This window comes from Deinococcus sp. HSC-46F16 (assembly GCF_024171495.1).
Classification (GTDB): Bacteria; Deinococcota; Deinococci; order Deinococcales; family Deinococcaceae; genus Deinococcus.
The window spans coordinates 244,540-269,556 of the sequence record NZ_JALJZW010000004.1; the positions used below are offsets into that span (position 1 = coordinate 244,540).

At 70.2% G+C, this 25,017-nt stretch carries 23 protein-coding genes and 3 tRNA genes; 8 read left to right on the forward strand and 18 right to left on the reverse strand.

The genetic code is table 11. From position 1 onward, the window contains the following. Positions 1-2 precede the first annotated feature (2 nt). From mqnB to L1280_RS10495, 6 genes are all read right to left on the reverse strand, one after another. A complete protein-coding gene (gene mqnB, locus L1280_RS10470) occupies positions 3-638 on the reverse strand; it encodes a futalosine hydrolase (protein ID WP_253582195.1) in 636 nt (211 codons plus the stop codon). A gap of 56 nt (positions 639-694) precedes the next feature. Next, entirely contained in the window at positions 695-1,114 is a 420-nt protein-coding gene (locus tag L1280_RS10475; RefSeq protein WP_253582196.1) for an organic hydroperoxide resistance protein, read from the reverse strand. Positions 1,115-1,199: 85 nt separating this feature from the next. Next, positions 1,200-2,795 carry a flotillin family protein gene (locus L1280_RS10480; protein ID WP_253582199.1) on the reverse strand — a complete coding sequence of 532 codons (1,596 nt, stop codon included), beginning with the start codon at positions 2,793-2,795 and terminating at the stop codon, positions 1,200-1,202. A 34-nt stretch (positions 2,796-2,829) separates the two neighbouring features. Next, the gene (locus tag L1280_RS10485) at positions 2,830-3,339 is read right to left on the reverse strand and encodes an NfeD family protein (protein ID WP_253582201.1); all 510 of its coding nucleotides are present in this window, start codon (positions 3,337-3,339) and stop codon (positions 2,830-2,832) included. 160 nt (positions 3,340-3,499) lie between these two features. After that, on the reverse strand, positions 3,500-4,144 hold the full coding sequence (gene pdxH, locus L1280_RS10490; RefSeq protein WP_253582203.1) for a pyridoxamine 5'-phosphate oxidase: 645 nt from the start codon (positions 4,142-4,144) through the stop codon (positions 3,500-3,502). Next, on the reverse strand, positions 4,141-4,971 hold the full coding sequence (locus L1280_RS10495; RefSeq protein WP_253582205.1) for a DNA-formamidopyrimidine glycosylase: 831 nt from the start codon (positions 4,969-4,971) through the stop codon (positions 4,141-4,143). The genes pdxH and L1280_RS10495 overlap by 4 nt, the downstream gene beginning before the upstream one ends. 63 nt (positions 4,972-5,034) lie before the next feature. Here L1280_RS10495 and L1280_RS10500 point away from each other — a divergent pair, with 63 nt between their 5' ends. Then, a complete protein-coding gene (locus tag L1280_RS10500; protein WP_253582207.1) occupies positions 5,035-5,673 on the forward strand; it encodes a pyroglutamyl-peptidase I in 639 nt (212 codons plus the stop codon). 4 nt (positions 5,674-5,677) lie between these two features. Here L1280_RS10500 and L1280_RS10505 read toward each other — a convergent pair whose 3' ends face one another. Both L1280_RS10505 and L1280_RS10510 read right to left on the reverse strand, forming a co-directional pair. Next, positions 5,678-5,983, reverse strand: a complete 306-nt coding sequence (locus tag L1280_RS10505) for a hypothetical protein (protein WP_253582209.1) — start codon at positions 5,981-5,983, stop codon at positions 5,678-5,680. 12 nt (positions 5,984-5,995) lie between these two features. Continuing rightward, a complete protein-coding gene (locus tag L1280_RS10510; protein ID WP_371922906.1) occupies positions 5,996-7,882 on the reverse strand; it encodes a tetratricopeptide repeat protein in 1,887 nt (628 codons plus the stop codon). A gap of 22 nt (positions 7,883-7,904) precedes the next feature. Between L1280_RS10510 and L1280_RS10515 the strand changes: the two genes are divergently transcribed. Next, a complete protein-coding gene (locus L1280_RS10515) occupies positions 7,905-8,045 on the forward strand; it encodes a hypothetical protein (RefSeq protein WP_253582211.1) in 141 nt (46 codons plus the stop codon). A gap of 76 nt (positions 8,046-8,121) precedes the next feature. Here L1280_RS10515 and ppk1 read toward each other — a convergent pair whose 3' ends face one another. From ppk1 to L1280_RS10560, 9 genes are all read right to left on the reverse strand, one after another. Continuing rightward, positions 8,122-10,236 (reverse strand): polyphosphate kinase 1, encoded by a 2,115-nt coding sequence (ppk1, locus tag L1280_RS10520; protein ID WP_371922907.1) that lies wholly within the window; start codon positions 10,234-10,236, stop codon positions 8,122-8,124. Positions 10,237-10,353: 117 nt separating this feature from the next. Beyond that, entirely contained in the window at positions 10,354-11,598 is a 1,245-nt protein-coding gene (gene fabF, locus L1280_RS10525) for a beta-ketoacyl-ACP synthase II (RefSeq protein ID WP_253582213.1), read from the reverse strand. 89 nt (positions 11,599-11,687) lie between these two features. After that, on the reverse strand, positions 11,688-11,918 hold the full coding sequence (acpP, locus tag L1280_RS10530; RefSeq protein WP_253582215.1) for an acyl carrier protein: 231 nt from the start codon (positions 11,916-11,918) through the stop codon (positions 11,688-11,690). Between the two features lie 416 nt (positions 11,919-12,334). Beyond that, positions 12,335-13,093 carry a 3-oxoacyl-[acyl-carrier-protein] reductase gene (fabG, locus tag L1280_RS10535; RefSeq protein WP_253582217.1) on the reverse strand — a complete coding sequence of 253 codons (759 nt, stop codon included), beginning with the start codon at positions 13,091-13,093 and terminating at the stop codon, positions 12,335-12,337. A gap of 57 nt (positions 13,094-13,150) precedes the next feature. Beyond that, a complete protein-coding gene (gene fabD / locus L1280_RS10540; RefSeq protein WP_253582218.1) occupies positions 13,151-14,080 on the reverse strand; it encodes an ACP S-malonyltransferase in 930 nt (309 codons plus the stop codon). Then, complete coding sequence (locus tag L1280_RS10545; RefSeq protein ID WP_253582220.1) at positions 14,077-15,132, reverse strand: beta-ketoacyl-ACP synthase III; 1,056 nt, start codon at positions 15,130-15,132, stop codon at positions 14,077-14,079. The genes fabD and L1280_RS10545 overlap by 4 nt, the downstream gene beginning before the upstream one ends. 114 nt (positions 15,133-15,246) lie before the next feature. After that, entirely contained in the window at positions 15,247-16,620 is a 1,374-nt protein-coding gene (tig, locus tag L1280_RS10550) for a trigger factor (RefSeq protein ID WP_253582222.1), read from the reverse strand. Positions 16,621-16,878: 258 nt separating this feature from the next. Further along, positions 16,879-16,964, reverse strand: a tRNA-Leu gene (locus L1280_RS10555). Positions 16,965-17,018: 54 nt separating this feature from the next. Next, positions 17,019-17,095: transfer RNA gene (locus L1280_RS10560), tRNA-His, on the reverse strand. A gap of 103 nt (positions 17,096-17,198) precedes the next feature. Here L1280_RS10560 and L1280_RS10565 point away from each other — a divergent pair. Next, positions 17,199-18,341 carry an acyl-CoA dehydrogenase family protein gene (locus tag L1280_RS10565; protein ID WP_253582224.1) on the forward strand — a complete coding sequence of 381 codons (1,143 nt, stop codon included), beginning with the start codon at positions 17,199-17,201 and terminating at the stop codon, positions 18,339-18,341. Here L1280_RS10565 and L1280_RS15760 read toward each other — a convergent pair. Next, positions 18,338-19,411: an alpha/beta hydrolase gene (locus tag L1280_RS15760; RefSeq protein ID WP_305881877.1), complete on the reverse strand. Its 1,074-nt coding sequence runs from the start codon at positions 19,409-19,411 to the stop codon at positions 18,338-18,340. The genes L1280_RS10565 and L1280_RS15760 overlap by 4 nt on opposite strands. Positions 19,412-19,649: 238 nt before the next feature. On the opposite strand from L1280_RS15760, the gene lon reads away from it, so the two are divergent. The 5 genes from lon (at position 19,650) to L1280_RS10595 (ending at position 25,017) form a co-directional block, all read left to right on the forward strand. Next, a complete protein-coding gene (lon, locus tag L1280_RS10575; RefSeq protein WP_253582226.1) occupies positions 19,650-22,112 on the forward strand; it encodes an endopeptidase La in 2,463 nt (820 codons plus the stop codon). A 97-nt stretch (positions 22,113-22,209) separates the two neighbouring features. Then, positions 22,210-22,740, forward strand: coding sequence for a YqgE/AlgH family protein (locus L1280_RS10580; RefSeq protein WP_253582228.1), 531 nt, complete (start codon positions 22,210-22,212; stop codon positions 22,738-22,740). A 91-nt stretch (positions 22,741-22,831) separates the two neighbouring features. Then, positions 22,832-22,906: transfer RNA gene (locus L1280_RS10585), tRNA-Asn, on the forward strand. A gap of 172 nt (positions 22,907-23,078) precedes the next feature. After that, positions 23,079-24,023, forward strand: coding sequence for a cation diffusion facilitator family transporter (locus L1280_RS10590; protein WP_253582229.1), 945 nt, complete (start codon positions 23,079-23,081; stop codon positions 24,021-24,023). Positions 24,024-24,075: 52 nt separating this feature from the next. Next, on the forward strand, positions 24,076-25,017 hold the full coding sequence (locus tag L1280_RS10595) for a MoxR family ATPase (RefSeq protein WP_253582231.1): 942 nt from the start codon (positions 24,076-24,078) through the stop codon (positions 25,015-25,017).

The window sequence follows — 25,017 nt, forward strand, 5'->3', positions numbered from 1 at the left end:
GGTCAGCCCGACGCCCCCGCCAGCAGCCCCTCCAGGCCCCGGCGGGTGGCGGCGAGGGCGTCGGGGATGCGCCACGCCGCCCGGTCGCGGGGGCCGACCGGATTGCTCACGCCGCGCACCTCCAGCGCCGGAGTACCCGCCAGCAGGGCGGCGTGGGCCACCCCCGCCCCCTCCATGCCCTCAGTCAGAGCGCCGGGGTAACGGGCGGTGAGCCCCTCTGCCCCCTCGCGGCTGCCCGTCACCGTGCTGAGGGTGAGGGTGGGGCCGTAGGCAGCCCCCAGCCGGGCGGCGAGGGCCTGTGCTTCCTCCCACACATCGAAGACCCCCGCGTGGGCTCCCTCCGGCAGCACCGACAGCCCCAGCGCGTCCAGTTCCAGGAACGCCCCACCGTCCCACGCGCCGAGGTCGGCCTGCACGATCCGCGACGACACCGCGAGGTCACCGGGCACGAGGCCGCTTCCCGGATACGCCCCGCCGATACCCGCACTCACGGCGAGATCGTAGCGCCCCTGGCCCAGCGCCGACGCCGTGGCCAGGGCCGCCGCGACTGGGCCGACCCCACTGACCACCACGTCGGCGGGAAGGTCGGTGAGGCGGGCGGCTTCCCCGGCGGTGGCGACGACGATCAGGACGCGCATGCTCCACAACGTAGCGCCCCAGCCGGAGCCGGGGCGCTGCACGTATTTGGAAGCGGTTACTCCGCGACCTTCAGCCGCACGTCCACATTGCCGCGCGTCGCCACGCTGTAGGGGCAGACCTCGTGGGCGGCGTGCATCAGCGCCTCGCCCTGCTCGCGGGTCAGGCCGGGAAAGCGGCCTTCGAGTTCCACGTCGAGGGCGAAGGCCAGCCCGCTTTTTTGCAGCCCCACGCGGGCGGTGATCGTGCTGTCCTCGCTCAGCTCGATCTTCTGGCGGCGGGCCACCACGCCCAGGGCGCCCTGGAAGCAGGACGCGTACCCAGCGGCGAACAGTTGCTCGGGGTTGGTGCCGGGGCCGCCGTCGCCGCCGATCTCGGCGGGCACGCTGAGGTCGAGGTCCAGGCGGCCGTCCGTACTGCGGGTGTGGCCCCCGCGTCCCCCGGTGGCGCTCGCTTCTGCGGTGTAGAGGTTGCTCATGGGCGGCATGATGACGCGTCCGGCAGACAAAAGAAAGGACGCCTGCCCACGCAAGCGTCCTGGGTGGACTGGGTGGCCCGAAGATTCAGGCGTCGCTCTTGACCGGGACCGGGGACGGCTGCACCGCGCTCGCCCCGTTGCCCTTCGGTCTGCCCCGGTCTTGCAGCAGGCTCAGCAGGTTGACCCCGGTCGCGTTCTCGACCTGCTCGACCATGCCGATGATGTTGGCAGGGAGGGTCTGCATGGCCGTGCGGGTGGCCTGGCCGCTCCCGGAGTCGATCACGGTGAGCTTGTCGATCTGCATGCCCTGGACCGAGGCGGCGAACTGCTCCACGATGCCGGGCAACATGTTCAGCACATAGGCCCGCTCGCCCTCCGGTCCGGCCTGACGGAAGGCGTCCACCATCAGCGCGACGGCCTGGGCCTTGGCGCGGCCTTCCTCGATGATGGGGGCGGCGGCGGCCTGCGCGGCGAGCAGTTCGGCCTCGCGCTTCGCGCGGGCGGGGGCCACCACGTCGGCTTCGAGGCGCTTCTGGTTGAGCAGGACGCGCTCCTGCTCCAATTCCTGCTCGGCGACCACGCGGGCGCGTTCGGCGTTCACCTTCGCCTCGTTCTCGCGGGCGGCAGCGATGGCCTCGAGTTCGGCGCGGCGCACGCGCAGCTCGTTCTCGCGCTCCAGGATGGCCTGCTGCGCGACCGTCTGGGCGACCTGCGAGCGCTGCCGGGCCTGGGCCTCGACCTCGGCGGCCTCGGCATTCTGCTGGGCCTCGATCGTGCGGGCCTGACGCTGGGCCTCGGCGCGGCGCTGGCGCAGGGTGGCTTCGAGGGCCGCCTGCTCCTGCTCGAAGTTCTGGGTGGCCCGCACCTTGGCGAGTTCGGCCTCGACCGCCGCCTCGTTCTGCCGGGCCTGCTGAATGGCGCCGAGTTCGGTGCGCCGGACTTCGAGCTTGTTCTGCTCCTCGATAATCGCCTGCTGGCTGATCGCCTGGGCGACCTGCGAGCGCTGCTGCGCCTGCGCCTCGGCCTGGGTCGCCTCGGCGTTGCGCTCGGCTTCCGCGATGCGGGCCTCCTTCAGGACCTCGGCGGTCTTGCGGCGGCCGATGGAGTCGAGGTAGCCGCCCATGTCGGTCACGTTCTGGATCTTGAGGGTGTCGAGCTTGATGCCGAGGTTGTTCGTGTCGTGCTCAGCCTCCTCGATCAGCGCCTCGGCGAAGCGCAGGCGGTCCTCGTTGATCTCCTCGGGGGTCAGGGTCGCCACGACGCCGCGCAGGTTGCCTTCCAGGGTGTCGCGCACGATGGAGGTGAGGTTCTCGCGCGGCACGTCCAGAAAGCGCTCGATGGCGTTGGAGAGCTGCGGCTCCTGCGCGTTGATCTTCACGTTGGCGACGGCGTGGATCTTGAGGGGAATCCCGCCTTTGGAATAGGCGTTCTCGATGCTGAGGTCGAGGGGAATGGTCGTGAGGTCCATCCAGGACACCTTTTCCAGCACGGGGATACGGAAGGCCCGTCCGCCCCGGATCACCCGGTACCCCACCGTGTCGCCTTCCTCGGTGCGGCGGCTGCGGCCCGAGATCACGAGGACTTTGTTGGGCGGCACCACGATCAGGAAGCTCTTGATCAGCGCCAGCACGATGAAGATGCCCAGCAGGATGAGAAAGGCGGTCACGAGGGTTGCGGTCATGCGAGGCTCCTTGAGGAGAGAAAGGGCGTGAGGGTCAGAGGTCGCGCCCGTCCCAGGCGCCCACGTCGAGGATGCCGCCCTGCACGCCCAGGACAATCACGGCGTCCCCGGTCTTCAGGGCGTCGGTGCTGCGGGCGAGGGCATGTTCGATCTGTCCGGCCACCGTGACGGCCACCTTGCCGGGACGCCCCGGCGCGGGGGGCACGAGCACCTTGCCCGTGCGCCCGGTGAGCCGCCCCGCCCCGCCACTGACCTCGCCGCGCGTGCGGGCCAGCCGGAAGGCGAAGGCCGTAAAGGCCCCGACTGCCAGCCCGGTCACCAGGGCCATGACGAGCCGCCCCACCCCGCCCAGGCCCAGCAGCCCCGCGACGGTCCCCGCCAGCCCGAAAAAGGCCGCGAAGCTCACCACCGAGCGCAGCGAGAACCACGAGGCGAGGTCCCCCGCCTCCGGGTGGTCGTCGGGCGCGGCGTGATCGTGCCCGCCCACCAGCGACAGCACCAGCAGGCCGCCGCCCACGATCAGGCACAGCAGATAGAAATCCATGTCCAGGGTGTCCTCCTCGCCTTAAGGTACGCGGGGAGGGGGGCGGGAGTTGCCTCAAAGCGGCCAGCCGCCAGCTTCCAGCGACCGGCATGAAAAGAGGCGGAGCGCTTATGCCCCAGCGCTCCGCCTCACTCCCGGTGTTGCTGGCGGCTGGCCGCCCCTACGGCATCAACCGCTCCACCCGCCACCCGTCCCCTGCCCGCGCGTACCGGAAGCGGTCGTGCATCCGGTTGCGGCGGCCCTGCCAGAACTCCCACTCGGAGACGACGACGCGGTACCCGCCCCAGAAATCGGGCTTGGGAACGGGCGTGCCCTCCGGGTAACGGGCCTGCAAGTCGGCGAACTTGGCCTCCAGCGCCCCCCGGTTTTCTATGGGCGCACTCTGCGGGTCGCTGGCGTGGGCGGCGAGCTGGCTCTGGTAGGGCCGGGCGTGGAAGTAGGCGGTGCTCTCGTCCTCGGAGACGCGCTCGACCCGGCCGTAGGCCCGCACCTGCCGCTCCAGCTCGGCCCAGTGGAACAGCACCTCGGCCTGCGCGTTGGCGGCGAGGTCTTGGCCCTTGCGCGAGTCGTAGTTGGTGTAGAAGGTCAGGCCATCCTCCTCCGCCCCGCGCAGCAGCACCGTGCGTACCGAGGGCCGCCCGGCGGCGTCGGCGGTGGCGAGACTGAGGGCATACGGCTCGCGCAGGTCGGCGGCGATGGCTTCCTCCAGCCAGGCCCGGAACTGGAGGAGCGGGTCGGGGTTGAGGTCGGCGCGGCGCAACTCGGCGCGGGTGTACGACAGACGCAGGCGGGTGAGGTCGGTCATGCGGGGTCCTCCGTTCGCCGGGGCTGACAGTGGGGGCAGAAGTGGGTGCCGCGCTGCGCGAGCACGATTTTCTGAATGGGCGTGCCGCAACGGGGGCAGGGCTTCCCGGTCTGGCCGTAGACGGCGTGGCGGGTCTGGAAGGCGCCCGGTTCACCGTCGTGCTGGCGGTAATTGCCCAGGCCGTCGCCTAGAGAACTGCCACCTGCCTCGACCGCCTCGTGCATGACTTCGCGGACAGCGTGATAGAGGCGGCTCGCCTCCTCCGGGGTCAGGCGGGTCTGAGCGGGGTGAATGCGGGCACGCCACAGGCTCTCGTCGGCGTAGATGTTGCCCACGCCGCTGACCGGCTTTTGCGAGAGCAGCCAGGGCTTGACGGCTCCGGCAGTCGCGGCCTGCCGCACGAACTCCTCTTCCTGGAAGTCCTCCGAGAGCGGCTCCGGCCCCATCCCCAGCAGGGTGGGCATCCCGGTGTAGACCCCGCGCGGCACGACCGCCATCTTGCCGAAGCGCCGGGGGTCGTGGAAGTAGAGGGTGCCCGCGTCGGTGGTCAGCGTGACGCGGGTGTGCGGCCCTTCCTCCAGCCGGAAGCCGCCGGTCATGCCCAGATGCACGATCAGGTCGTGTTCCTCGCCGTCCGCCTCGGCGGCCGCGAGGTGCAGCATCAGATACTTGCCCCGGCGCGACAGGCCGCTGACCTGCCGCCCATGCGCGAGGTGGGTGTCGCGGTAGCGGTGCGGCGCGTCGTGTGTGACGCTGAGGATGGTGCGCCCGGCGAGCAGCGGCTCAATCTTGCGGCGCGTGGTTTCCACCTCGGGCAGTTCGGGCATGGGGCGAGGATAGCGGCCCCGCCCCCCCGAAACAGAGTGGAGCGCCGCCCTATTCTGCCTGCCATGCCCACGCTGCTGCTGACCGGTTTCGAGCCCTTCCACACCCACCCTGTCAACCCCAGCGCGGAGGCTGTGGGCACGCTGGACGGCCTGGAGGTCGGCGGCCTCCGCGTACAGTCGGCCCTGCTGCCCGTCGAGCCGCACGCGGCGGCGCACACCCTGCGCGGCCTGCTCGCCACCCACCAGCCGGACGCGGTGCTGCTGACCGGCCTCGCGGCGGGCCGCCCGCAGGTCACGCTGGAGCGGGTCGCGGTGAACGTGATGGACTTCGCCATCCCCGACAACGCGGGCCAAATCTACCGCGACGCTCCCGCCTGCACGGACGCCAGCGCACCCGCCGCCTTCCTCTCCACCCTCCCCCTGCGTCCCATCCTTGCCGCGTGGCGGGAGGCCGGGATTCCAGGGCACATCAGCAACACGGCGGGCCTGTACGTCTGTAACGTCGTGATGTACCACGCCCTGCATGCGCTGGCGGCGTCGGGCCGCGCGGGGGTGCCCTGCGGCTTTCTGCACGTGCCCGCGAATGCCGAAGTCGCCCTTGCCGTGCCCGAGGACCGCCCCGCCCTCCCCTACCTGCCCCAGCCCGAGATCACGCGGGCGGTGCGGGTGGCGGTGGAGGTGCTCGCGGGCCGCCTGAATTGAGGGTCTACGGAAAGGGGGCCTTCCCCGCCACCCAGCCGCCTCCCGGCCCCCCCGCCCAGTGCCACTCGCCGGGACCCTCCGGCTTGAGGCGCAGCGCCTCCGCCACCGCCACCAGCGGCACCCGCCGGGCAAAGCGGGTGCGGGCGTGCCACAGCGCCAGGGCGCGGGCCGGGTCGCCGGGCCGCAGGCCGCGCAGGGCCGCGTCTGCCCGGTTCACGGCGAGGTCGAAGAGGGCGGGGGGCACCTCCCCGGCGGGCGCGGCGGCGTCCGCACCAGGCGGGTTCAGGAACGGGCGGTCGTCGGGGGGCATGGGCGCTGCCCCTTAGGGCTGCATGCGGTGCAGTTCCACCACGTAACGGGCGAGTTCCTGCGGGGGCGCGACCTCCCGCGCGATTTCCACGCGGGCCTCCAGCATGGGGAGGTCGTAAGGGTCAATCCGCAGAAACTCATTCGTCAGCAGCAGGGCGCGGCGCAGGTCGCCTTCCTCGCGGGCGTGCGAGGCGCGGGTGCGGACCTCCATCGTGAGCAGCAGGCGCAGTTCCTCGCGGACCTCTTCGGCCCACTCGCTCTCCATCCGCAACCCCGGCAGGAAAGGCCCCCGGTACAGCGCCAGCGCCTGCGCGAGGTCCCCCGCCGCGAGCGCCGCCCGCAGCTCGGTCACATCGAGGTGGACATGCACGTCCGGCCCCAGGCTGTAGCGCGGCTGCTTGGCGCTCCCCTCCATCGTGAGGACCTCGGCCCCCAGCCGCACCCGCAGCTCGCGGAACACGGCCCGGAAGTAGTCCCCGGCGGTCTTGGGATCGCGGTCGGGGTAGAGGGTCGCCTCCAGTTCGCGGCGGGTGCGCCCCGGATTCAGGGCGAGGTAGACCAGCGTGAGCACGCCGCCTTCCAGACTCAGCGTGATCGTCTCGCCCCCACGTTCGATCTCCGAGCGGCCCAGGGTGTGCACGCGCAGGTGCAGCGCCCCGGAGACGGGCGTCTCGCTGCCGGGCACGTTGAGCTTTTCCAGCACGAGTTGCGTGTCGGGCGCGAGGTCGGGGTCGAGCAGCGCCCGCTGCACGAGGTTGGCGAGTTCGTGCAAGTCGGGGCGGTAGAGCATCCGGTCGCGGGCGGCGATCAGGGCGGTGAGCGCCTCGCGGAAGGTCCGCAGGCTTTCCTCGGTCTGCCCCAGTCCCGACTGTGCCTCGGCCAGATGCAGCAGCGCCCGCACCCGTTGACCCTCGCCCAAAGTCTGCGATTCCAGCGCCCGCGTCAGGTGCTCAGCGGCCTGAGCGTGATGCTGCCGCCGCCGCAGCAGGATGCCGCGCGTCATGGTCACCGCCGGGTGCGTCGCGTCCGGCGCGAGGTCGAGCAGCACCTCCAGCGCCCGCGCATGCTGCCCCTGGCGGCTGTACAGGTCGGCCATCCGGGTCGCCGTCCACGTCAGCAGCTCGAAGTCGCGGGTGGATTCGACGATGGCCCGCAACTCTTCGAGCGCCTGAAGATGCGCAGCGTGGTCGCCGGTGAGGCGGTGGAGATCGGCTTCGACAGCGAGGAGGTAGGCACGAGGCCTCATGGCGTCTGTCTGCGTCAACACCTCCTGAGCTTGGGCAATAGTGCTCCTAGCACCCCGAAAATCCCCGGTGAGCACTTGGACATTGGCTAGACCGGTCAACGCCGACAATCGAGCGACTGGAGTCCGGTCCTTGGGCAGCAGCCGTATGGCTTCTTGATAGAGGTGCTGAGCGCGTGTCACCTCGCCTGTTTGCACGAGCATCTGCGCCACTGTCTGGGTGATACGGCCAATGCGCTCGTCATCACCCAATGCCATATAACCGCGCCAGGCTTGCTCGCAGCGTTCCAGCCCCTCGACCATCTGCCCTGACTGAAACTCAGCCGTTCCCTGCCACCGCTGTGCCCTTAACGCGAGTTCTCCAGTCAAACCGGGGCTAATTCGCTCGAAGTGTCGGATCGCCTCGGAAAAACGGCCCTGGAGACGCAAAACATTACCGTACTCGACGCGTGCCTCGTCGTCACCCAGCTCCGCAGCACGCATTAGCGGCAACTCTGCCTGCTGGACCTGCCCGCTCACCATGTGGGCCATGCCCAGCAACCGCCACCCGCCTGGGGTCGCCGGGGGGATGTCGGTCAGGTACGCGATGACGGCGTCGTAACGCCCGGCATCGAAGTGTGCCTGGAGGTCTGAGAAGTGCTCCACATCTAGGGTCATCGTTTGTGGTTACAATACCGCCATGTCCCTGAAAAAAATCGTGAAGGTCCTGGCGGTTCTGGCAGCTCTCGGCGTCTCGGTCGCCCAGGCGGGGGCGAACGATTACGGCGTTTTGAAGCAGCCGGTCAAAGTTCAGGGTGCTAACGACTACGGCGTCCTCTAATTGGTAACGTCTCACATCTCTCAAAACTCTTACGGACGCCCCCACCCCGGCGGCGTCCGTTTCCCTTTTCCCTACCTCACCCCGAGTGCCGCGCTTCCGCGAAGGTTCGCTGGGCGCTGAAGTCGCCCGGCAGCTTCTCATACGCGCCCTCCACGTTCAGTTCCCAGGAGCCGCGCCGGTCGGCCCACTCGGTCGCCAGAATGCGCAGGAACTGGTCGCGGTGGGCGGGGTCGAGGACCGGGGCGATCACCTCGACGCGGCGGTCGAGGTTGCGGCTCATCCAGTCGGCGCTGCCGAAGTAGACCTCGGGATTTCCGGCGCCCGCGAAGGCGAAGATGCGGGCGTGCTCCAAGAAGCGCCCCAGCAGGCTGCGCACCCGGATATTTTCCGAGAGGCCGGGCACGCCGGGGCGCAGGCAGCACACCCCCCGGACGATCAGCTCGACGCGCACGCCCGCCGCCGAGGCCCGGTACAGCGCCTCGATCATGCCAGGGTCGGTGAGCGAATTGACCTTGACCCGCACCCAGGCGTCGTGCCCGGCGCCCGCGTGGGCGATCTCGCGGTCGATCAGGGCCACCAGGCCGGAACGGGCGGTGTCCGGCGCGACGAGGAGGTGGGCGTAGGTGGCCTCCGCGTACCCGGTGAGGTGGTTGAACAGTTCCGACACGTCAGCCCCCAGGCCCGCGTGGGCCGTGAGCAGGCTGAGGTCGGTGTACAGCCGGGCGGTCTTGGGGTTGTAGTTCCCGGTGCCGATGTGGACGTAGCGGCGCAGGCCGCCCTCCTCCCGGCGCACGACCAGTGTGACCTTGCCGTGGGTCTTGAGTCCGGCCACCCCGTAGACCACGTGTGCCCCCGCCCGCTCCAGCTTCCTGGCCCACGAGATATTGCGCTGCTCGTCGAAGCGGGCCTTGAGTTCGATCAGGGCGACGACCTGCTTGCCGTTCTCGGCCGCCTTGCGCAGCGCCCCCAGCAGCCGGGGGTCGTCCCCGGTGCGGTAGAGGGTCTGCTTGATCGCCAGCACCTGCGGGTCGGCGGCGGCCTCCTCCAGGAAGGCCAGCACCCCCTCGAAGCCGTCGTAGGGGTGGTGCAGCAGCACGTCGCCCCGCCCCAGCGCCTCGAAGACCTCCCCCTCCTCCTCGTCTCCGAGGTCGGGCACGGCGGGCACGTGGGGCGGAAAGGCGAGGTCGGGGCGGTCCACCGGCAGGCCCATCAGGTCGGCGGTGCCCAGCGGCCCCTCCAGCCGGAAGATGTCCTCGGGGGCCAGCCGCAGCCGCTCTTGCAAGAAGGTGATCAGGGGGGCGGGCATCCCCTGCCCCACCTCCAGCCGCACCGCCGAGCCGAAGCGCCGCCGCCGCAACCCGTCCTCGATGGTGGCGAGCAGGTCCTCGGCTTCCTCCTCCTCGAACTCGTAGTCGGTGTTGCGGGTGACCCGAAAGGGGTGCGCGGCGAGCACCGTGCGGCCCTTGAACAGCTCGCCGAGGTGCGCGGCGATCACGTCCTCCAGCAGCACGAGGCGGCCTTCGACCGCCACCACGCGCGGCAGCACGCCCACCGGCACCTTGACCCGCGCGAAGTCGGGGTCCTCGCCTTCCCCCGCGTCCAGCAGCACGGCGAGGTTGAGGCTGAGGTTGCTGAGGTATGGAAAGGGGTGGCTGGGGTCCACCACCAGGGGCGTCAGCACCGGCTGAATCTCGGCGAGGTAGCGCCCCCGCAGGGTCGCCCGCGCCCGCTTGCCCAGGTCCGCGATGCGCGAGAAGCGCACCCCCTCGCGGGCGAGGTCGTCGAGGGTTCGCCGGGCCGCCTGCTCGATCTGGCGCAGCATGTCGTGGGTCCGCTCGCGCACGAGATCCAGCGTCTGCCGGGGCAGCAGCCCGTCGGGGCCAGGGGTCTGCACCCCCGCCGCGATCTGGCGGTGCACCCCCGCCACGCGCACCATGAAGAACTCGTCGAGGTTGCTGCCGCAGATCGCCGCGTACCGCAGCCGCTCCAGCGGTGGATTGCGCTCGTCCCGCGCCTCGGCCAGCACCCGCGCGTTGAAGGCCAGCCACGACAACTCGCGGTTGAGAAAGGCGCTCTCCGGGTTGGCGACCGTGCTGAAGGTCCGCCCGGCCTCCTCCGTCTCCCGGCGGGCGGGGCGGCGGCGGGCGCGGGGCGGGGCGGGGTCAGCGGGGACGGGGCGAGAAGCGGACACAGCGGGCAACCTCGGGCGGGTGGGAAGCGGGAGAAAGCGGACGACCCGGCGCGGGGCCGGGTCACCATTGTCTCAGATGGGAGGCGGAATTGGCGCCCAGGCGTGCTTAGACCGCGTTTACGCCCGCTTGAACAGCAGCGCCGCGTTCTGCCCGCCGAAGGCGAAGGAGTTGCTCAGCGCGTACTCGACCTTCTGTTCCCGCGCCCCTTCCGGGATGTAATCGAGGTCGAGCAGGGGGTCGGGGTCGGTCAGGTTGAGGGTGGGCGGCAGGATGCCGTCGTACAGCGCCTGCGCCACCGCGATGGCCTCCACCGCGCCCGCCGCGCCCAACAGGTGCCCGGTCATGGACTTGGTAGAACTGACGGCCAGCTCGTGGGAGTGGGCGCCGAAGACATGCTTGATCCCCTGCGTCTCGTGCAGGTCATTGAAGTGAGTGCTGGTGCCGTGCGCGTTGATGTACCCCACCTGCTCGGGGTTCACGCCCGCCGTCGCCAGCGCCATCCGCATGGCGACCTGGGCGCCGCGTCCCTCGGGGGCCGGGAGGGTGATGTGGTGCGCGTCGGCGCTGGTGCCGTAGCCCACGATCTCGGCGTAGATGGTCGCGCCCCGCGCCTTGGCCTTCTCGTAGTCCTCCAGCACGACCACGCCCGCGCCCTCGCCCAGCACGAAGCCGTCGCGGGAGGCGGAAAAGGGACGGCTGGCCTCCTGCGGGGCGTCGTTGCGGGTCGAGAGGGCCTTCATGTTGGAAAAGCCGCCGACCGCGATGGGCGTGACGGCCGCCTCGGTGCCGCCCGCGAGCATCACGTCCGCGAGCCCGAGCTGGATATAGCGGGCCGCGTCGCCCACCGACCCCGTGCCGGTCGCGCAGGCGGTGACCACCGTGCTGCTGGGGCCGGTCGCGCCGTAGCGCATGGCGACGTGCCCGGTCGCCATATTGGCGATCATCATCGGGATGAACATCGGGCTGATGCGCCCCGGCCCGCGCGTCCGCAAGACATTGGCCTGCTCCTCGAAGGTCTTGACCCCGCCGATGCCCGAACCGATCACGGCGCCCGTGCGCTCGCCACGCAGCTCCTCTTCAGAAAGCCCGCTGTCGCGCACGGCGAGTTCGGCTGCCGCGAGCGCGAGCTGCACGTAGCGGTCAAGCTTGCGGGCCTCGCGGGGGTCCACGAAGGCGGAAAGGTCGTCCTTGACCTCGCCCGCGATCTTGCTGGCCACGTCCGCGGGGTCAAAGTGGGTGATGGGGCCGATGCCGCTTTTGCCCGCCCGCTGCGCCTCGGCGAAGGCCTGCGCCCCCGTCCCGATGGGTGTCACGGGGCCGAGCCCGGTGACTGCCACGCGCCTGAGTCCTGTCACGCTCATGCTGCCTCCTCTCCCCTGGGGGTCAAGGGAGGAGCCGGGCAGGGCCACGGTTTCCCGCAACCTCCCCCGGCCCCCGGTGTCTTGAAGGGTTACTGCTGAGAGCCGATGTAATCCACGGCCGCCTGCACCGTGCGGATCTTCTCGGCGTCCTCGTCGCTGATGGAGATGCCAAAGCGGTCTTCCAGCCCCATGATCAGCTCGACCGTTTCCAGGCTGTCGGCGCCGAGATCCTCGACGAACCGGGCTTCGGGGGTCACCTTGTCCGCGTCCACGCCGAGTTTCTCGACGATCACGTCCTTCACGTCTTCAAATGTCGCCATGCTCTGTTCCTCCTTGAACCTGAAGTCTCGCGCCAGTGTACACGCGCCGCCCAGGGCTGCCACCGAGACTAAACAGGGTTCAGAAATACAAAACCCCCGGTTTGCTGGGGGGTGCCCAGCGCGGCGCGAGTGGCATGGAGGGACGAGAGGGCTTCCTTCAGGGCTTGAATCAGGTGCGCCAGAGCGGTGATCAGGCCCGCGAGCGCACCGAGGATCGTGACGATCTCAGCAGCTTTGACAGGCCTTGTTTTCCGCTTCCCGCGTGTGGTAGGACGCTGCCTGCGTGACAGACGCATAGCACCCACCCCCTTTCCGCACCCGGAGTGGCCGCTCCGGGCACTTTCGTGTCGAATACGGCCCCGCTCGCTTGTTCCCCTGTCATGCAGCCCGTCCGTGCTGGACAGCGCGAGTTGACCTCAGTGCGGGTACAGTCCCCCGTCCACCCCGATGACCTGCCCCGTGACATACCCGGCGGCGTCCGAGGCGAGAAAGGCGACGAGGGCGGCCACTTCTTCCGGCTGACCGAAGCGGCCCAGGGGAATGCCGCCCAGGTACGTCTTTTGCACGTCTTCCGGTAATTGCGCCGTCATGTCCGACTCAATGAAGCCCGGCGCGACGGCATTCACGGTGATGCCGCGTCCGCCGTATTCCTTGGCGAGCGCCTTGGTCAGCCCGATCAGGCCCGCCTTGCTGGCGACGTAGTTGGCCTGGCCGGGGTTGCCCATCAGCCCGACGACGGAGGCAATGTTGATGATTCGCCCGGCCCGCGCCCGCATCATGTGCTTGATGGCGGCGCGGCTGGCGGCAAAGGCGCTGCCCAGGTTGGTGTCCAGCACGGCCTGCCAGTCCTCGTCCTTCATGCGGATGGCGAGGGTGTCGCGGGTGATGCCCGCGTTGTTGACGAGCACGTCGAGGCGGCCCATCGCCCCGATCACGTCTTCGACGAGGGCTCCGGCGTGGGCAGGCGTGGAGAGGTCGGCGCCGAAGACCTGCGCGGGCACGCCGAGGCCGCGAATCTCGTCGGCGACCCTCTCGGCTTCTGCCTGGTTGCGGCCGTAGTGGACGGCCACGCCGAAGCCCGCGCGGGCGAGCGAGAGGGCCATCGCGCGGCCCAAGCCCCGGCTGGAGCCGGTCACGAGCGCGATTTTATGGGCTTGGAGTTCAGATTGGGTCATGGAAGTCCTTGCAGGAAAGCGGCCAGCCGCCAGCGTCCGGCGGCCAGCCGGGAAGATTCAAAGCTGGGGGCTAAGCGCTGGAAGCTGAAAGCCGCGCACCTGCTCGGCGGTGCCGACGTTCAGGGTCCGGGCGTCCGGCAGGATGCGCTTCACCAGCCCGGTGAGGACCGTGCCGGGGCCGAACTCCACGAAGACCTCGGTCCCAGCGTCGGCCAGCGCCCGAATCGTCTCGACCCAGCGCACGCTCCCGGTGATCTGGCGGGCGAGGAGGTCGGGGAGGGCGGCAGGATCGGTGTTCGCCCCGGCGGTCACGTTGGCGTACACCGGGAAGGCGAGCGGCCCGAAGGCGGTGGCGTGCAGGCCCGGCGTCAGCCCCTCCCGCGCCGGGGCCATCAAGTCGCAGTGGAAGGGCGCACTGACCTTGAGGGGAATGGCCTTGAGGCCCCGCGTCTTCAGCTCGGCGGCAGCGGCGTCCACGGCAGCCTTCTCGCCGGAAATCACCGTCTGGGTGGGCGCATTGTAGTTGGCGGGCTGGACGATACCGGGCATGGCCGCGCAGACCTCGCGCACCACCTCCGGGTCGCCCATCACGGCGCTCATGGCCCCGGCGCCCACGGGTACGGCCGCCTGCATCAGCTCGCCCCGCTGGCGGGTCAGGCGCAGGGCGTCCGCGAGGCCCAGCGTTCTGGCCGCCACCAGCGCCGAGTACTCGCCCAGCGAGTGCCCCGCCGCGAAAGCCGGAGTCAGCCCCGTCTGCGCCTGCCACACCCGGAAAGCCGCCACGGACGCCGCGACGAGGGCGGGCTGCTGGTTGGCGGTCAGGGTGAGGTTTTCGAGCGGCCCCGTCTCGATCAGGCCGCGCAGGCCGGGCAGGGTCGCCTCGGCCTCGGCGTAGACGGCCCCGGCTTCGGGAAAGGCGGCGGCGAGGTCCGCGCCCATACCGACCGCGTGCGAGCCCTGTCCCGGAAAGAGAGCCGCGATCTTCATGCGGACACCTCGGCGGGGGCGGCGGCGCGGGCTTGCAGGCTGGGCGCCCCGGCCCACCAGCGCATCGTCCCGGCAGCCCAGCTCAGTCCGCCCCCGAAGGCGACGAGGAGGAGCTGCTGGCCGTCCTGAATGCGCCCGTCATCCAGCGCCTCGCGCAGGGCCAGCGGCACGGTCGCGCTCGACGTGTTGCCGTAGCGGTCCACGTTCACGACCGTCCTCGACATGGGTACCCCGAAGCGCTCGTTGGCGGCCTCGATGATACGGATGTTGGCCTGGTGCGGAATCACCCAGTCCACGTCGCTGCTCTTCAGGCCCGTCTTGGCGAGCACCTCGTTGCCGCTGTCGCCCAGCACGCGCACGGCGAACTTGAAGACCTCGCGGCCGTTCATGCCGACGCCGGGGGCCATTTCAAAGCCGCCGGGCAGACGGGGCGCGGCGCAGCGCAGGTAGAGGCTCGATCCCCCGGCTCCGTCGGCCCCCAGCACGAATTGCTGAAAGCCGTAGCCCACAGGCACCGGCCCCACGACCGCCGCGCCCGCCCCGTCCCCAAAAAGGATGGCGGTGTTGCGGTCGTCCTGGTCCACGATCTTGGAGAGGGCCTCGGCGCCGACCACGAGCACCCGCCGCGCCGTTCCCGCCAGGATCAGCCCCTGCGCCACGCTCAGGCCGTACACGAAGCCGCTGCACGCCGTCGAGAGGTCGAAGGCGGCGGCCCCGGTCAGGCCCACCTGCATGGCGATCAATGCCGCTGTGGAGGGCATCAGCGCGTCGGGGCTGACGGTCGCGCAGATCACGGCGTCCACCTCGCGCAGGGCGTCGGGGTCACGCGAGAGCAGGTCCCGTACGGCGGCTACCCCCACGTCGGAGGTGAACTCGTCCTCGGCCGCGAACCGGCGCTCGCGGATGCCGGTGCGGCTCTCGATCCACTCGGCGTTGGTGTCCAGCCGCGCCTCGAAGTCGGCGTTGCTGACCACCTGCGCGGGGGCGTAGGCGCCCAGCGCCGTGATGCCCAGGCTGGGGCGGTGGGGATTGGCCCCGGAATTGGTCGTCATGGGCCGACGCTAGCATTCTTTGAACAGCCGTTCAATGAATCGAGTTCAGTGTTGAGGCTGGGGGTAAAGGCGAGGGGCACGCCCCTGTGGACGTGCCCCCCCGCGAGAGTGGTGTTACTCTGACTTCTCGGCCTGGTCCTCGGCCGCGCCGGTCCCGTCCTGCTGGACCGCGCCTTCCTCGGTGCCGCCCTCGCCGTCGGTCTGGGTGCCCTCGGTCGCCTCAGGGTTGCTCTCGGCCTGGGCCGACTCGCCCGCCGTCAGTCCGGCGAGCGCCTGCTGGAGACCGCGCTCGCGCACCATGCTGATGTAGTAGGCGTTCAGGCCGTTCGGCCCGAGCTGGCTCTGAAGCTGCTGGGGGGTGAGGTTGTTGGCCTGCGCCAGCGCGGTCATGGTCTGGCTGAACTCGGCATCGCTGACCTGCACGTTCAGGTCCTCGGCGAGGCGCTCCAGGGCCAGGTCGCGGCGCACACGGCTCTCGGCGTTCTTGGCGAGGTCCGCCATGAACTCGTCGAGCTTGCCCTGCTCCTGCATGAAGGTCTCGTACTCGCCCCACTTCACGCCCTGGCGGCCGAGGTCGTCCTTGATCTCTTCCAGCATCGCGTCGCGGCGGCGGTCGAGCAGCGCCTGGGGAATCTCAGCCTGCATCCCGGAGACGAGGTGCTCAATGAACTCCTCGCGGCGGGCGGCGTCGCCCTCCTGGCGGGCGCGGCGCTCCAGCTCGCCCTTCAGGTCGGTGCGCAGGCGGTCGAGCGACTCGAAGTTCAGCGACTTGGCGAACTCGTCGCCCAGCTCCTGAAGCTGCTTGGTCTGCACGCCCTGCACCCGCACGCGGACGGTGTGCTCGGGGTGCTCGTGGTCACCGTGTTGGTGGGCGGGCACAGTGATCTCGACCTCGTCGCCGACGTTCTTGCCGATCAATGCGTCGCGCACGTGCGGCTCGGCCACGTCGAGGTAGACGGGGTAGGACCCGCCCTCGCCCTCGCCGAGTTCCTCGATGGTGACTTGGTCGGTCGCCTCGATGGGGCGCTCCACGGTCTGGAAGGTCGCGTTGCGCTCCTGCAGGTCGGAGAGGGTGCGCTCCAGCACCTCGTCGGTGATCTCGGGGGCCGCCGCCGTGAGCTGCGCCGAGCGCCAGTCACCCAGCGTGACGTCGGGGTACGTTTCCCCGCGCACCGTGAAGGTGAAGCTCTGGCCGCTCTGGAGGGCGCCGGGGTCGATCTGCGCGTCGACGAGGTTGAGCTTCAGCTCGCGGGCGGCCTGCGGGTAGTGGGCCTGCAGCAGACGGTCGCGCACTTCCTGCTCGACGTAGCCCTTGCCCACGCGGCCTTCGAGCACCTTGCGGGGCGCCTTGCCGGGACGGAAGCCGGGCACGCGCACGTCGCGCGCGAGGCCCGCCCACACCTGTTCGTAGGCGCGGTTGACCTCGGCGGCGGGCACCGCCACCTGAAACTGCACCTTGTTGCCTTCCTTGCTGATCAGCTCTGCCATAGCTCTCCTCTGTTTGGCCACCTCGCTCCCGGCTCCGCGCGGGCTGACCCGCGTGTGCCCTGGAGGGGGCGGCTCCATCCTCGTGTGTGCCTGCGTCCGCTCCGCGTTCCGCTGAAACTGGGACGCGGCGGCGGGCACGCGACATGCCGCCGCGCATCATAGAGCCTCGCGCACCTTTCGCGCGAGGGGAGCCGACCGCCAGCGCCAGGGGGCCAGGCCAAAGCGAAATCCCCCGCCAAGGCAGGGGAACTCACCTGTTGGTGCGAGGAAAGGGACTTGAACCCTCACTCCCTACGGGAACCAGATCCTAAGTCTGGTGCGTCTACCAGTTCCGCCATCCCCGCACGCACGTTAAAAAAGGCCCCGAACCTCGCCACTGGGCAGGGTCCGGGGGAAAGTGGGGTGGATTATGGGATTTGAACCCACGGCCTCCGCTTCCACAGAGCGGCGCTCTAACCAACTGAGCTAAACCCACCGCACGCGCCGCTTTCGCAGGCCCACACATCTTAGACGGGCCAGGCCGGGGTGTCAATCTGGGCGTGCCCCACCCTCCCCACGCGCTAGCCTGTTGCCCACCTATGAACTTCACCCTGCCCGAGGACCTGCGGGACATGCAGGCGGCCGTGCGCGACTTCATGCTGGAGGTGGTCGAGCCGCGTGCCCGCGAGATCGAGGACACCAACCGCGTCCCGCCCGAGCTGATGCGCGGGGCCGCCGAGCTGGGGCTGTTCGGCCTGAGTATCCCTGAGGAATACGGCGGGGTCGGCCTGGGTGCCCTGGGCCGCTGCGCCGTGTACGAGGCGATGGGGCAAGGGCACATGGGCTTCGGCGGGGTGATCAGCGCCCACGCGAGCATCGGCACAAGCGGGCTGGTCCGGCTGGGCACCGAGGAGCAGAAACGGCGCTTCCTGCCGCGCATGGCGAGCGGCGAGTGCATCGCGGGATTCGCCATCACCGAACCGTCGAGCGGGTCGGACGCCGCCAATATCCGCACACGGGCCGAGCGGCGGGGCGACGTATACGTGCTGAACGGCACCAAGCACTACATCTCCAACGCTCCCATCGCGGGGCTGCTCACCGTCATCGCGGTGACGGACCCGGCGCGGGGCACGCGCGGCATGAGCGCTTTTCTGATTGAGCCGCAGAGCACGCCCGGCGTGACCATCGGCAAGATCGACGAGAAGATGGGGCAGAAGGGTGCCCTCTCCGCCGAGGTCATCTTCGAGGACGCCGAGGTGCCTGCCGAGAACCTCCTCGGCCCCGAGCACCTGGGCTACCGCGAGGCTCTGGGCATCCTGACGAACGGGCGGGTGGGCATCGCCGCGCGGTCCACGGGCGCCATGCAGCGGCTGCTGGACCTCTCGGTGGCGCACGCCAAGACCCGCGAGCAGTTCGGGCAGCCCATCGCGGAGTTTCAGGCGGTGCAGTTCATGCTCGCCGAGATGGAGGTCGCCATTCAGACCAGCCGCCTGCTGTGGCAGAAGGTCGCCTGGATGGTGGACGCGGGGCAGGACGTGCGCCGGATGGCGTCCGTCGCCAAGCTGCACGCGACCGAAATGCTCTCGCAGGTGGCGGACAAGGCCGTGCAGGTCGCCGGGGGCATGGGCTACATGAAGGACTCGCCCGTGGAGCGGTACTACCGTGACCAGCGGCTGCTGCGGATTTACGAGGGCACCAGCGAGATTCAGAAGCTGATCATCGCTCGGGACCTGCTGGCCTAGGCCTCCAACCCCATCAGCCACCACCGCACAAACTCCGGCAGCCGCGCCCGCCACGCCTCCTCGTCGTGCCAGTGGCCCTCGCCGATGGTGAGGTGGACCTCGGCCACTTTCGGGCGTAAGCGGGCGGCAAGGTCGCGGGTCAGCTCCACGATCTCGTCGGCTCCCTTCAGGCTGTCACCCTCGTGGTCGCCCATGTCGAGCCACACGCGGGCCTGGGGGTCGGCGCGGCCTTCCAGCCAGCGCAGGAAGGCGAAGTCGGCGGGCCAGATCGCGGGGCTGAACACGCCGAGGGTGCCGTAGGTGCCGGGGTCGCGCAGCCCCGCGTAGGCGGTGATCAGGCCGCCGAAGGAGGACCCGGCGAGCGCCGTACGACTCGCAGGGGTGTCCCCAAACCGCCCGCGCAGATGCGGCAGCAACGTCTCCCGCAGCCAGTCGGCGTACTCGTCCGCACCGGACTCGAACCCGTTCAGCTCGAAGGCGAAGGGCACGTAGCGGCGGCTCCGGTCCTCGTTCACGGGGAGGGCGGCGATGCGGCAGGGGAAGCCCGCGTCGGCCAGCGCCTGAGCGGCCCCCGCCGCGTCCCAGCTCTCGCCCGCAAAAGAGGGTCCCTCGTCGAACACGTTCTGGCCGTCGTGCAGGATCAGCAGCGGCAGGTCGCCCTTTGCGTCCTGAGGCCACCACAACCGCACGGGTTGCTCGCCCCAGGGGGACGCGAGCGCGACCGTCTCGCGCGGGGGGGCGCTGCGGGCGGGGCGGTCCCGGCCCCCCTGCCCGTCCTGCCAACCCGCCACCGGGAGGTCGAGGGTGGTGTCCCCATGCACCACGAGCCGGTGGGCCGGGGCGCGGCCTCCCCAGGCGTCCCCCTCCTCGGTGACGGTGCCGTCCGGAGACAGCGCCCGCACCTTCACGTTCAGCAGCGTCCCCTGGGGCAGCTCGGCGGCGAGCGTCCCGTCCGGGGCAAAGGTCCAACCTTCCGCCTCATCGCTCCAGCCCCGGTGCGTGCCAGTCAGAAAGCAGACGGCCCCCGGCATGGGGGGTGGGGTGTGCAGCCGGAACAGGACGCGGGGCATGACCCCCAGTATGCCCACACTTCCCATGAAGGCCGCTTCAGCTCTCCGTGAGGCCGCTGTCAGGCGTGCGAGCGTAGGATTTCAGCGTGGTAGACGGGCTCCGACTCCTCTCTGCCCCGACGGTCCAGGGCTTGCCCCCTCCCCGGAAAGTTGATATAGTTGCACTCAAGTTTCCTGGCAACACCCTCGCCAGAGACCCCTTCTCCAGAGTCATCTCGGGCGTTACAAAGGAGCCTTCATGCCCACTGCCAATCAACCCACCCCGCTGCCCGCCAACGTGCCTGTGTGCCCGGTGCGCGGCAGCGTCATCTACCCGACGATGGTGCAGCACATCGACGCCAGCCGTGCCCTCTCGATCAATGCCATTGAGGCGGCGATGGCGGGCGACAAGGTCATCCTGATCGTGTCGCAGCGCGACAAGGACGTGGACGACCCGCAGGGCACCGACCTGTACGACGTGGGCACCGCCTGCAACGTGCTGCGCGTGCGCAAGAACCCCGACGGCACCGTGCAGATGCTGGTCGCCGCCGTGTCGCGTGCCCGCGTGACCGCGTACCAGCGCGGCGACTACCTCACCGCCGACGTCGAAGAGCTGCCCACCGAGACGGGCGACCCCGTCGAGCTTCAGGCGCTGGCCCGCGAGCTGCGCGAGAAGTTCGAGACGGTGGCCCAGGGAGGCCGCATCGGGGCCGAGAGTGTCCAGACCATTCAGGGCAAGGACGACCCCGGCGAGATGGCCGACCACATCGCCTTCAACCTCGACTTCAAGCTGGAAGACAAGCAGGCGGTGCTGGAAGCCGCCCGCCTGACCGACCGCGTGCGCCGGGTGCTCACGCTGCTCGACACCGAGCAGGAGGTGCAGGCGGTGCAGGCCCGCATCCGCGCCCAGGTCAAGGAAGAGATCGACAAGAACCAGCGCGAGTACTACCTGCGCGAGCAGATGAAGGTCATCCAGAAGGAGTTGCAGGGCGGCGACGACGGCGAAGAAGGCGACGAGGCCGAAGCCTTCCGCGCCAAGATTGACGCGCTGGGCCTGTCGCCCGAGGTCAAGAAGGAGATCGACCGCGAGGTGAACCGCCTCGCCCGGATGCATCCTGACGCGGCCGAGGCGTCCGTGATCCGCACCTACCTGACCTGGGTCACCGAACTGCCCTGGAACGTCCGCAGCGACGACCGCCTCGACGTGGGCGAGGCCGCCGGGATTCTGGACGAGGACCACTACGGACTGGAAAAGGTCAAGGATCGGGTGCTGGAGTTCCTGGCCGTGCGCCGCCTGCGCCGCGAGCGGGCCGAGCGCGGCGAGCTGGACGCCGCCGAGGTCAACAAGGGGCCGATTCTGGTCTTCACCGGCCCTCCCGGTGTGGGCAAGACGAGCATCGCGCAGTCCATCGCCAAGTCGCTGGGGCGCAAGTACGTGCGCATCGCGCTGGGTGGCGCCCGCGACGAGTCCGACATCCGGGGCCACCGCCGCACCTACATCGGGGCGATGCCGGGCCGCATCATCCAGGGCATCCGCACGGCGGGCACCAAGAACCCGGTGATCCTGCTCGACGAGGTGGACAAGCTCGGCAGCAGCTACCAGGGTGACCCCTCGGCGGCGCTGCTGGAGGTCCTGGACCCCGCGCAGAACCAGCACTTCACCGACCACTACATGGGCGTGCCCTTCGACCTCTCGGAAGTCATGTTCATTGCCACCGCGAATTACCCCGAGCAGATTCCGGCGGCCCTGATGGACCGCATGGAGGTCATCGAGTTCTCCTCCTACATAGAGCAGGAGAAGCTGGAGATCGCCAAGCGCTACCTGCTGCCCCGGCAGCTCACCGCCAACGGCCTGAAGCCCAACCAGATCAGTTTCACGGACGCGGCGCTGGAACGGCTGATCAGCCACTACACGCGCGAGGCGGGCGTGCGCAACCTCGAGCGCGAGATCGGCACCGTGGCCCGCAAGGTCGCCCGCCGCATCGCCACGGGCGAGGTCAAGCGCGTCAAGGTGACCGACAAGGAACTCGACCGTTACCTCGGCCAGGCCCGCCACGTGCCCGAGACCGAGGGGCAGGAGGACAAGGTGGGCGTCTCGACTGGGATGTTCTACACGCCGGTGGGCGGCGACATCCTGTTCGTGGAGACCAGCGTGATGCCTGGCAAGGGCTTGGTGCTGACCGGGCAGCTCGGCGACGTGATGAAGGAATCGGCCCGCGCCGCGCTGACCTACATCAAGACCAACGCCGAACGCTTCCACATCGACCGCGAGCGCATCGAGAACTCCGAGATCCACATCCACGTTCCGGCGGGCGCGATTCCCAAGGAAGGTCCCTCGGCGGGCGGCGCGATGGTCACCTCCCTGATCTCGGCCCTGAGCGGCATCCCCGCCCGGCACGACGTGGCGATGACGGGCGAGATGACGCTGACCGGGCGCTACCTGCCCATCGGCGGGCTGAAGGAGAAGGTGCTGGGTGCCCGCCGCGCCGGAATTAAGCACATCATCATGCCCAAGGCGAACGAGGGCGACCTGCGTGACATCCCGGTGCACCTGCGCTCCTCCATGCGCTTCCACCCCTGCGAGACGGTGGACCAGGTGCTCGACGTGGCCCTGGTGGGTGGCCTGAAGGCCCTGGAAACCCCGCGCGGCGAGGCGGCCGAGGTCGCTGCCCCGCCCGCCAAGCGCCGGGCGACCCGCCGCAGCACAGGCGCGAGCGCGTAAAGCTCTCTCCCCTTCCTAGCCTCCTGCCCACCTCCCCGGTGGCGGGAGGTTTTTCTGTCATGGCCCGCTGCGCCTGCGACCCCACTATCCTGAACCCATGACCGTCCCGCTGACGTTCCTGGTGGCGAGCCCCCATCTGCGCGGCAGCGCCTTCGAGGGCGCCGTGATCCTGCTGCTGGAACACGACGGGTCGGGCGCGATGGGCCTGCTCGTCAATGCGCCCCTGACCCAGAGCGTGGCTGAGCTGCTGCCCGATGCCCCCACCACCGGGGCGGGCACCGCCTGGGCGGGCGGCCCGGTCGAGCCGGGCGTGGGCTGGTGCCTGTACCGGGAAGCGCTGAACCTGCCGGGCGAGGTGCGGCTGGCCCCCGGCCTGTACGTGACGAGCAGCCTGGACGTGCTGCACGCGGTGATGGCCTCGGACCAGCCTTACATGCTGCTGCTGGGCTACTCGGGCTGGAGCGCGGGCCAGCTCACCGAGGAAGCCCGCGAGGGCACCTGGCTGTGGGTCGAGCAGGACATGCCGGAGCTGATCTGGGACGTGCCCGTGGGGGAGCGCTGGCAGGCGGCCCTCGACCGCCTGGGCGTGAATCCGGGGACGATCATGCCGGGCGGGGCGCAGGCCTGAGCGGTTGGGGCATCCGCGGCCCTTCTCTTGCAAAACGTCGGGACCCGTGTTACTCTCCCTCTCGCGCCGGAAACGGCACGCGCCACGGTATTCGGCAGTAGCTCAGTGGCAGAGCATCCGACTGTTAATCGGACGGTCGTTGGTTCGACCCCAACCTGCCGAGCCAGCCCAAGCCCCGCCCCCCTCTGGGACGGGGTTTTCCTTTTGTCATTGTGGCTCGTGGGTGTCTCCACCGGTTCCAGTGTCCATCCGATTCCGAGCCGGACACAGAAGGCTCGGCGGACCTCTGCGCTAGCCTGTCCCGGTCTGCCCCCGTCTCCCCCGCCCCCGGAGGCCCGATGAGCGCCCACTCCCACCACCACGATCACCCGCATGACCACGAGCACGCCGGGCACGGCCACAGCCACGGGCACGGGGCCGACGCGCGGCGGCTGGGCACCGCACTGGTGGTCACGGCGACGTTCATGGTGGTGGAGATCATCGGGGGGCTGGTGTCGGGGAGTCTGGCCCTGCTCTCCGACGCGGGGCACATGGCGTCCGACGTGGCGGCGCTGGCGCTGAGCCTCTTTGCGGTGCGCTTCGCCCGCCGCCCGGCAACTCCGGAACGGACCTACGGCTTCTACCGGGTGGAGATTCTGGCGGCCTTTGTGAACGCGGCGGCGCTGCTGCTGCTCACGCTCTGGATTCTGTGGGAGGCCTACGGGCGCCTCTCTGACCCCCCCGAGGTGCAGGGCGGGGTCATGCTGGCGGTCGCGGTGGCCGGGCTGATCGCCAACCTCGTGAGCGCGGCGGTCCTGCACGGGGGGCAGCGGGACAGCCTAAACGTGCGCGGGGCCTTTCTGCACGTGCTGGGCGACCTGCTGGGGTCGGTGGGGGCGATCATCGCCTCGCTGCTGGTGCTGGGAACGGGGTGGACGGTGGCCGATCCCATCGTGAGCGCCCTGATCGGCCTGCTGATCCTGCGCAGCGCGTGGGGCCTGCTCCTGGACAGCCTGAATGTGCTGCTGGAGGGAGCCCCCAAGGGGCTGGACGTACGGGCGGTGCGGGCCACGCTGGGCGGCGTGCCGGGGGTGCGGGGTGTGCACGACCTGCACGTGTGGGCGATCACGGCAGGGCAGCCGGTCCTGACGGCTCATGTGGAGGTGGCAGGGGGGGCGGACCACGCCGAGGTGCTCGTCCATGCTCGGCGAGTTCTGCGCGAGCGACACGGCCTCCGGCACGTGACCCTGCAACCCGAGGCCGAGGGGCAGCTCTGCGAGGACCGCGAAGACCTGCACGCCTAGCCCGCGCCCGATGTCGCAGTTCTGTCAGAGGGGCGCGGCTAGACTCGCCCCCATGACGCGCGTGCCCACCGCTCCCTCCCCCCCCACCAGTGCGGCGGCGGTGACCCGTGCGCTGGCGCAACTGGACGGGGTGATTCTGGGCAAGCCGGGGCAGGTGCGCCTCTCGCTGGCCTGCCTGCTGGCGGGGGGTCACCTCCTGATCGAGGACCAGCCCGGCGTCGGCAAGACTACGCTGGCGCACGCGCTCTCGCGTACGCTGGGCCTGAGCTTCCGGCGGGTGCAGTTCACGGCGGACCTGCTGCCCGCCGACCTGCTGGGCGTGAGCGTCTGGGACGGGCGCGAGGGGGTCTTTCGGTACCAGCCGGGGCCGATCTTCTCGGAGGTGCTGCTCGCCGACGAGATCAACCGCGCCACCCCGCGCACCCAGAGCGCGCTGCTGGAGGCGATGGAGGAGCGGCAGGTCAGCGAAGGCGGCGTGACGCGGCCCCTGCCCGACCCCTTCTTCGTGATCGCCACGCAGAACCCGGCGGCTTACACAGGCACGTCGCCGCTGCCCGAAGCGCAGCTCGACCGCTTCCTGATGTCGGTCACGCTGGGCTACCCCGACGCCCGCGCCGAGCGCACCCTGCTGGAGACGGGCGGTCGGGGCGACGTGGTGCGCGACCTGCCCGCCGTGCTGGACGCGGAGACCCTGCGCTCGGCCCGGCGGGAGGTGGACGCCGTGTACGTGGCGGGGCCGCTGCTGGACTACCTGCAAGTGCTCGCCCGCGCGACCCGCGAACACCCGGCGCTGGACTCGGGCCTGAGTCCCCGCGCCCTGCTGGGGCTGCTGGCGGCGGCGCGGGCGTGGGCCTACCTCGCCGGGCGCACGATGGTGCTGCCGGAGGACGTGCAGGCGGTCTTCCCCAGCGTCGCGGGCCACCGGCTCCCGGTGCGCGGGGGAACCGGGCCGGACGTGTTGGCCCGCCTGATCGCCGAGACGCCCATTCCTTGA

Excerpts from the sequence above, each read along its gene's own strand:
- mqnB (WP_253582195.1), bottom strand. The coding sequence starts at position 638 with ATGCGCGTCCTGATCGTCGTCGCCACCGCCGGGGAAGCCGCCCGCCTC.
- L1280_RS15760 (WP_305881877.1), bottom strand. The coding sequence starts at position 19,411 with ATGCCCCGCGTCCTGTTCCGGCTGCACACCCCACCCCCCATGCCGGGG.
- L1280_RS10480 (WP_253582199.1), bottom strand. The coding sequence starts at position 2,795 with ATGACCGCAACCCTCGTGACCGCCTTTCTCATCCTGCTGGGCATCTTC.
- acpP (WP_253582215.1), bottom strand. The coding sequence starts at position 11,918 with ATGGCGACATTTGAAGACGTGAAGGACGTGATCGTCGAGAAACTCGGC.
- L1280_RS10580 (WP_253582228.1), top strand. The coding sequence starts at position 22,210 with ATGACCGTCCCGCTGACGTTCCTGGTGGCGAGCCCCCATCTGCGCGGC.
- fabF (WP_253582213.1), bottom strand. The coding sequence starts at position 11,598 with ATGAGCGTGACAGGACTCAGGCGCGTGGCAGTCACCGGGCTCGGCCCC.
- fabG (WP_253582217.1), bottom strand. The coding sequence starts at position 13,093 with ATGACCCAATCTGAACTCCAAGCCCATAAAATCGCGCTCGTGACCGGC.
- fabD (WP_253582218.1), bottom strand. The coding sequence starts at position 14,080 with ATGAAGATCGCGGCTCTCTTTCCGGGACAGGGCTCGCACGCGGTCGGT.
- L1280_RS10495 (WP_253582205.1), bottom strand. The coding sequence starts at position 4,971 with ATGCCCGAACTGCCCGAGGTGGAAACCACGCGCCGCAAGATTGAGCCG.
- L1280_RS10545 (WP_253582220.1), bottom strand. The coding sequence starts at position 15,132 with ATGACGACCAATTCCGGGGCCAATCCCCACCGCCCCAGCCTGGGCATC.
- L1280_RS10510 (WP_371922906.1), bottom strand. The coding sequence starts at position 7,882 with ATGACCCTAGATGTGGAGCACTTCTCAGACCTCCAGGCACACTTCGAT.
- L1280_RS10475 (WP_253582196.1), bottom strand. The coding sequence starts at position 1,114 with ATGAGCAACCTCTACACCGCAGAAGCGAGCGCCACCGGGGGACGCGGG.
- L1280_RS10565 (WP_253582224.1), top strand. The coding sequence starts at position 17,199 with ATGAACTTCACCCTGCCCGAGGACCTGCGGGACATGCAGGCGGCCGTG.
- L1280_RS10590 (WP_253582229.1), top strand. The coding sequence starts at position 23,079 with ATGAGCGCCCACTCCCACCACCACGATCACCCGCATGACCACGAGCAC.
- L1280_RS10500 (WP_253582207.1), top strand. The coding sequence starts at position 5,035 with ATGCCCACGCTGCTGCTGACCGGTTTCGAGCCCTTCCACACCCACCCT.
- L1280_RS10505 (WP_253582209.1), bottom strand. The coding sequence starts at position 5,983 with ATGCCCCCCGACGACCGCCCGTTCCTGAACCCGCCTGGTGCGGACGCC.
- L1280_RS10595 (WP_253582231.1), top strand. The coding sequence starts at position 24,076 with ATGACGCGCGTGCCCACCGCTCCCTCCCCCCCCACCAGTGCGGCGGCG.
- lon (WP_253582226.1), top strand. The coding sequence starts at position 19,650 with ATGCCCACTGCCAATCAACCCACCCCGCTGCCCGCCAACGTGCCTGTG.
- pdxH (WP_253582203.1), bottom strand. The coding sequence starts at position 4,144 with ATGACCGACCTCACCCGCCTGCGTCTGTCGTACACCCGCGCCGAGTTG.
- L1280_RS10485 (WP_253582201.1), bottom strand. The coding sequence starts at position 3,339 with ATGGATTTCTATCTGCTGTGCCTGATCGTGGGCGGCGGCCTGCTGGTG.
- tig (WP_253582222.1), bottom strand. The coding sequence starts at position 16,620 with ATGGCAGAGCTGATCAGCAAGGAAGGCAACAAGGTGCAGTTTCAGGTG.
- L1280_RS10515 (WP_253582211.1), top strand. The coding sequence starts at position 7,905 with ATGTCCCTGAAAAAAATCGTGAAGGTCCTGGCGGTTCTGGCAGCTCTC.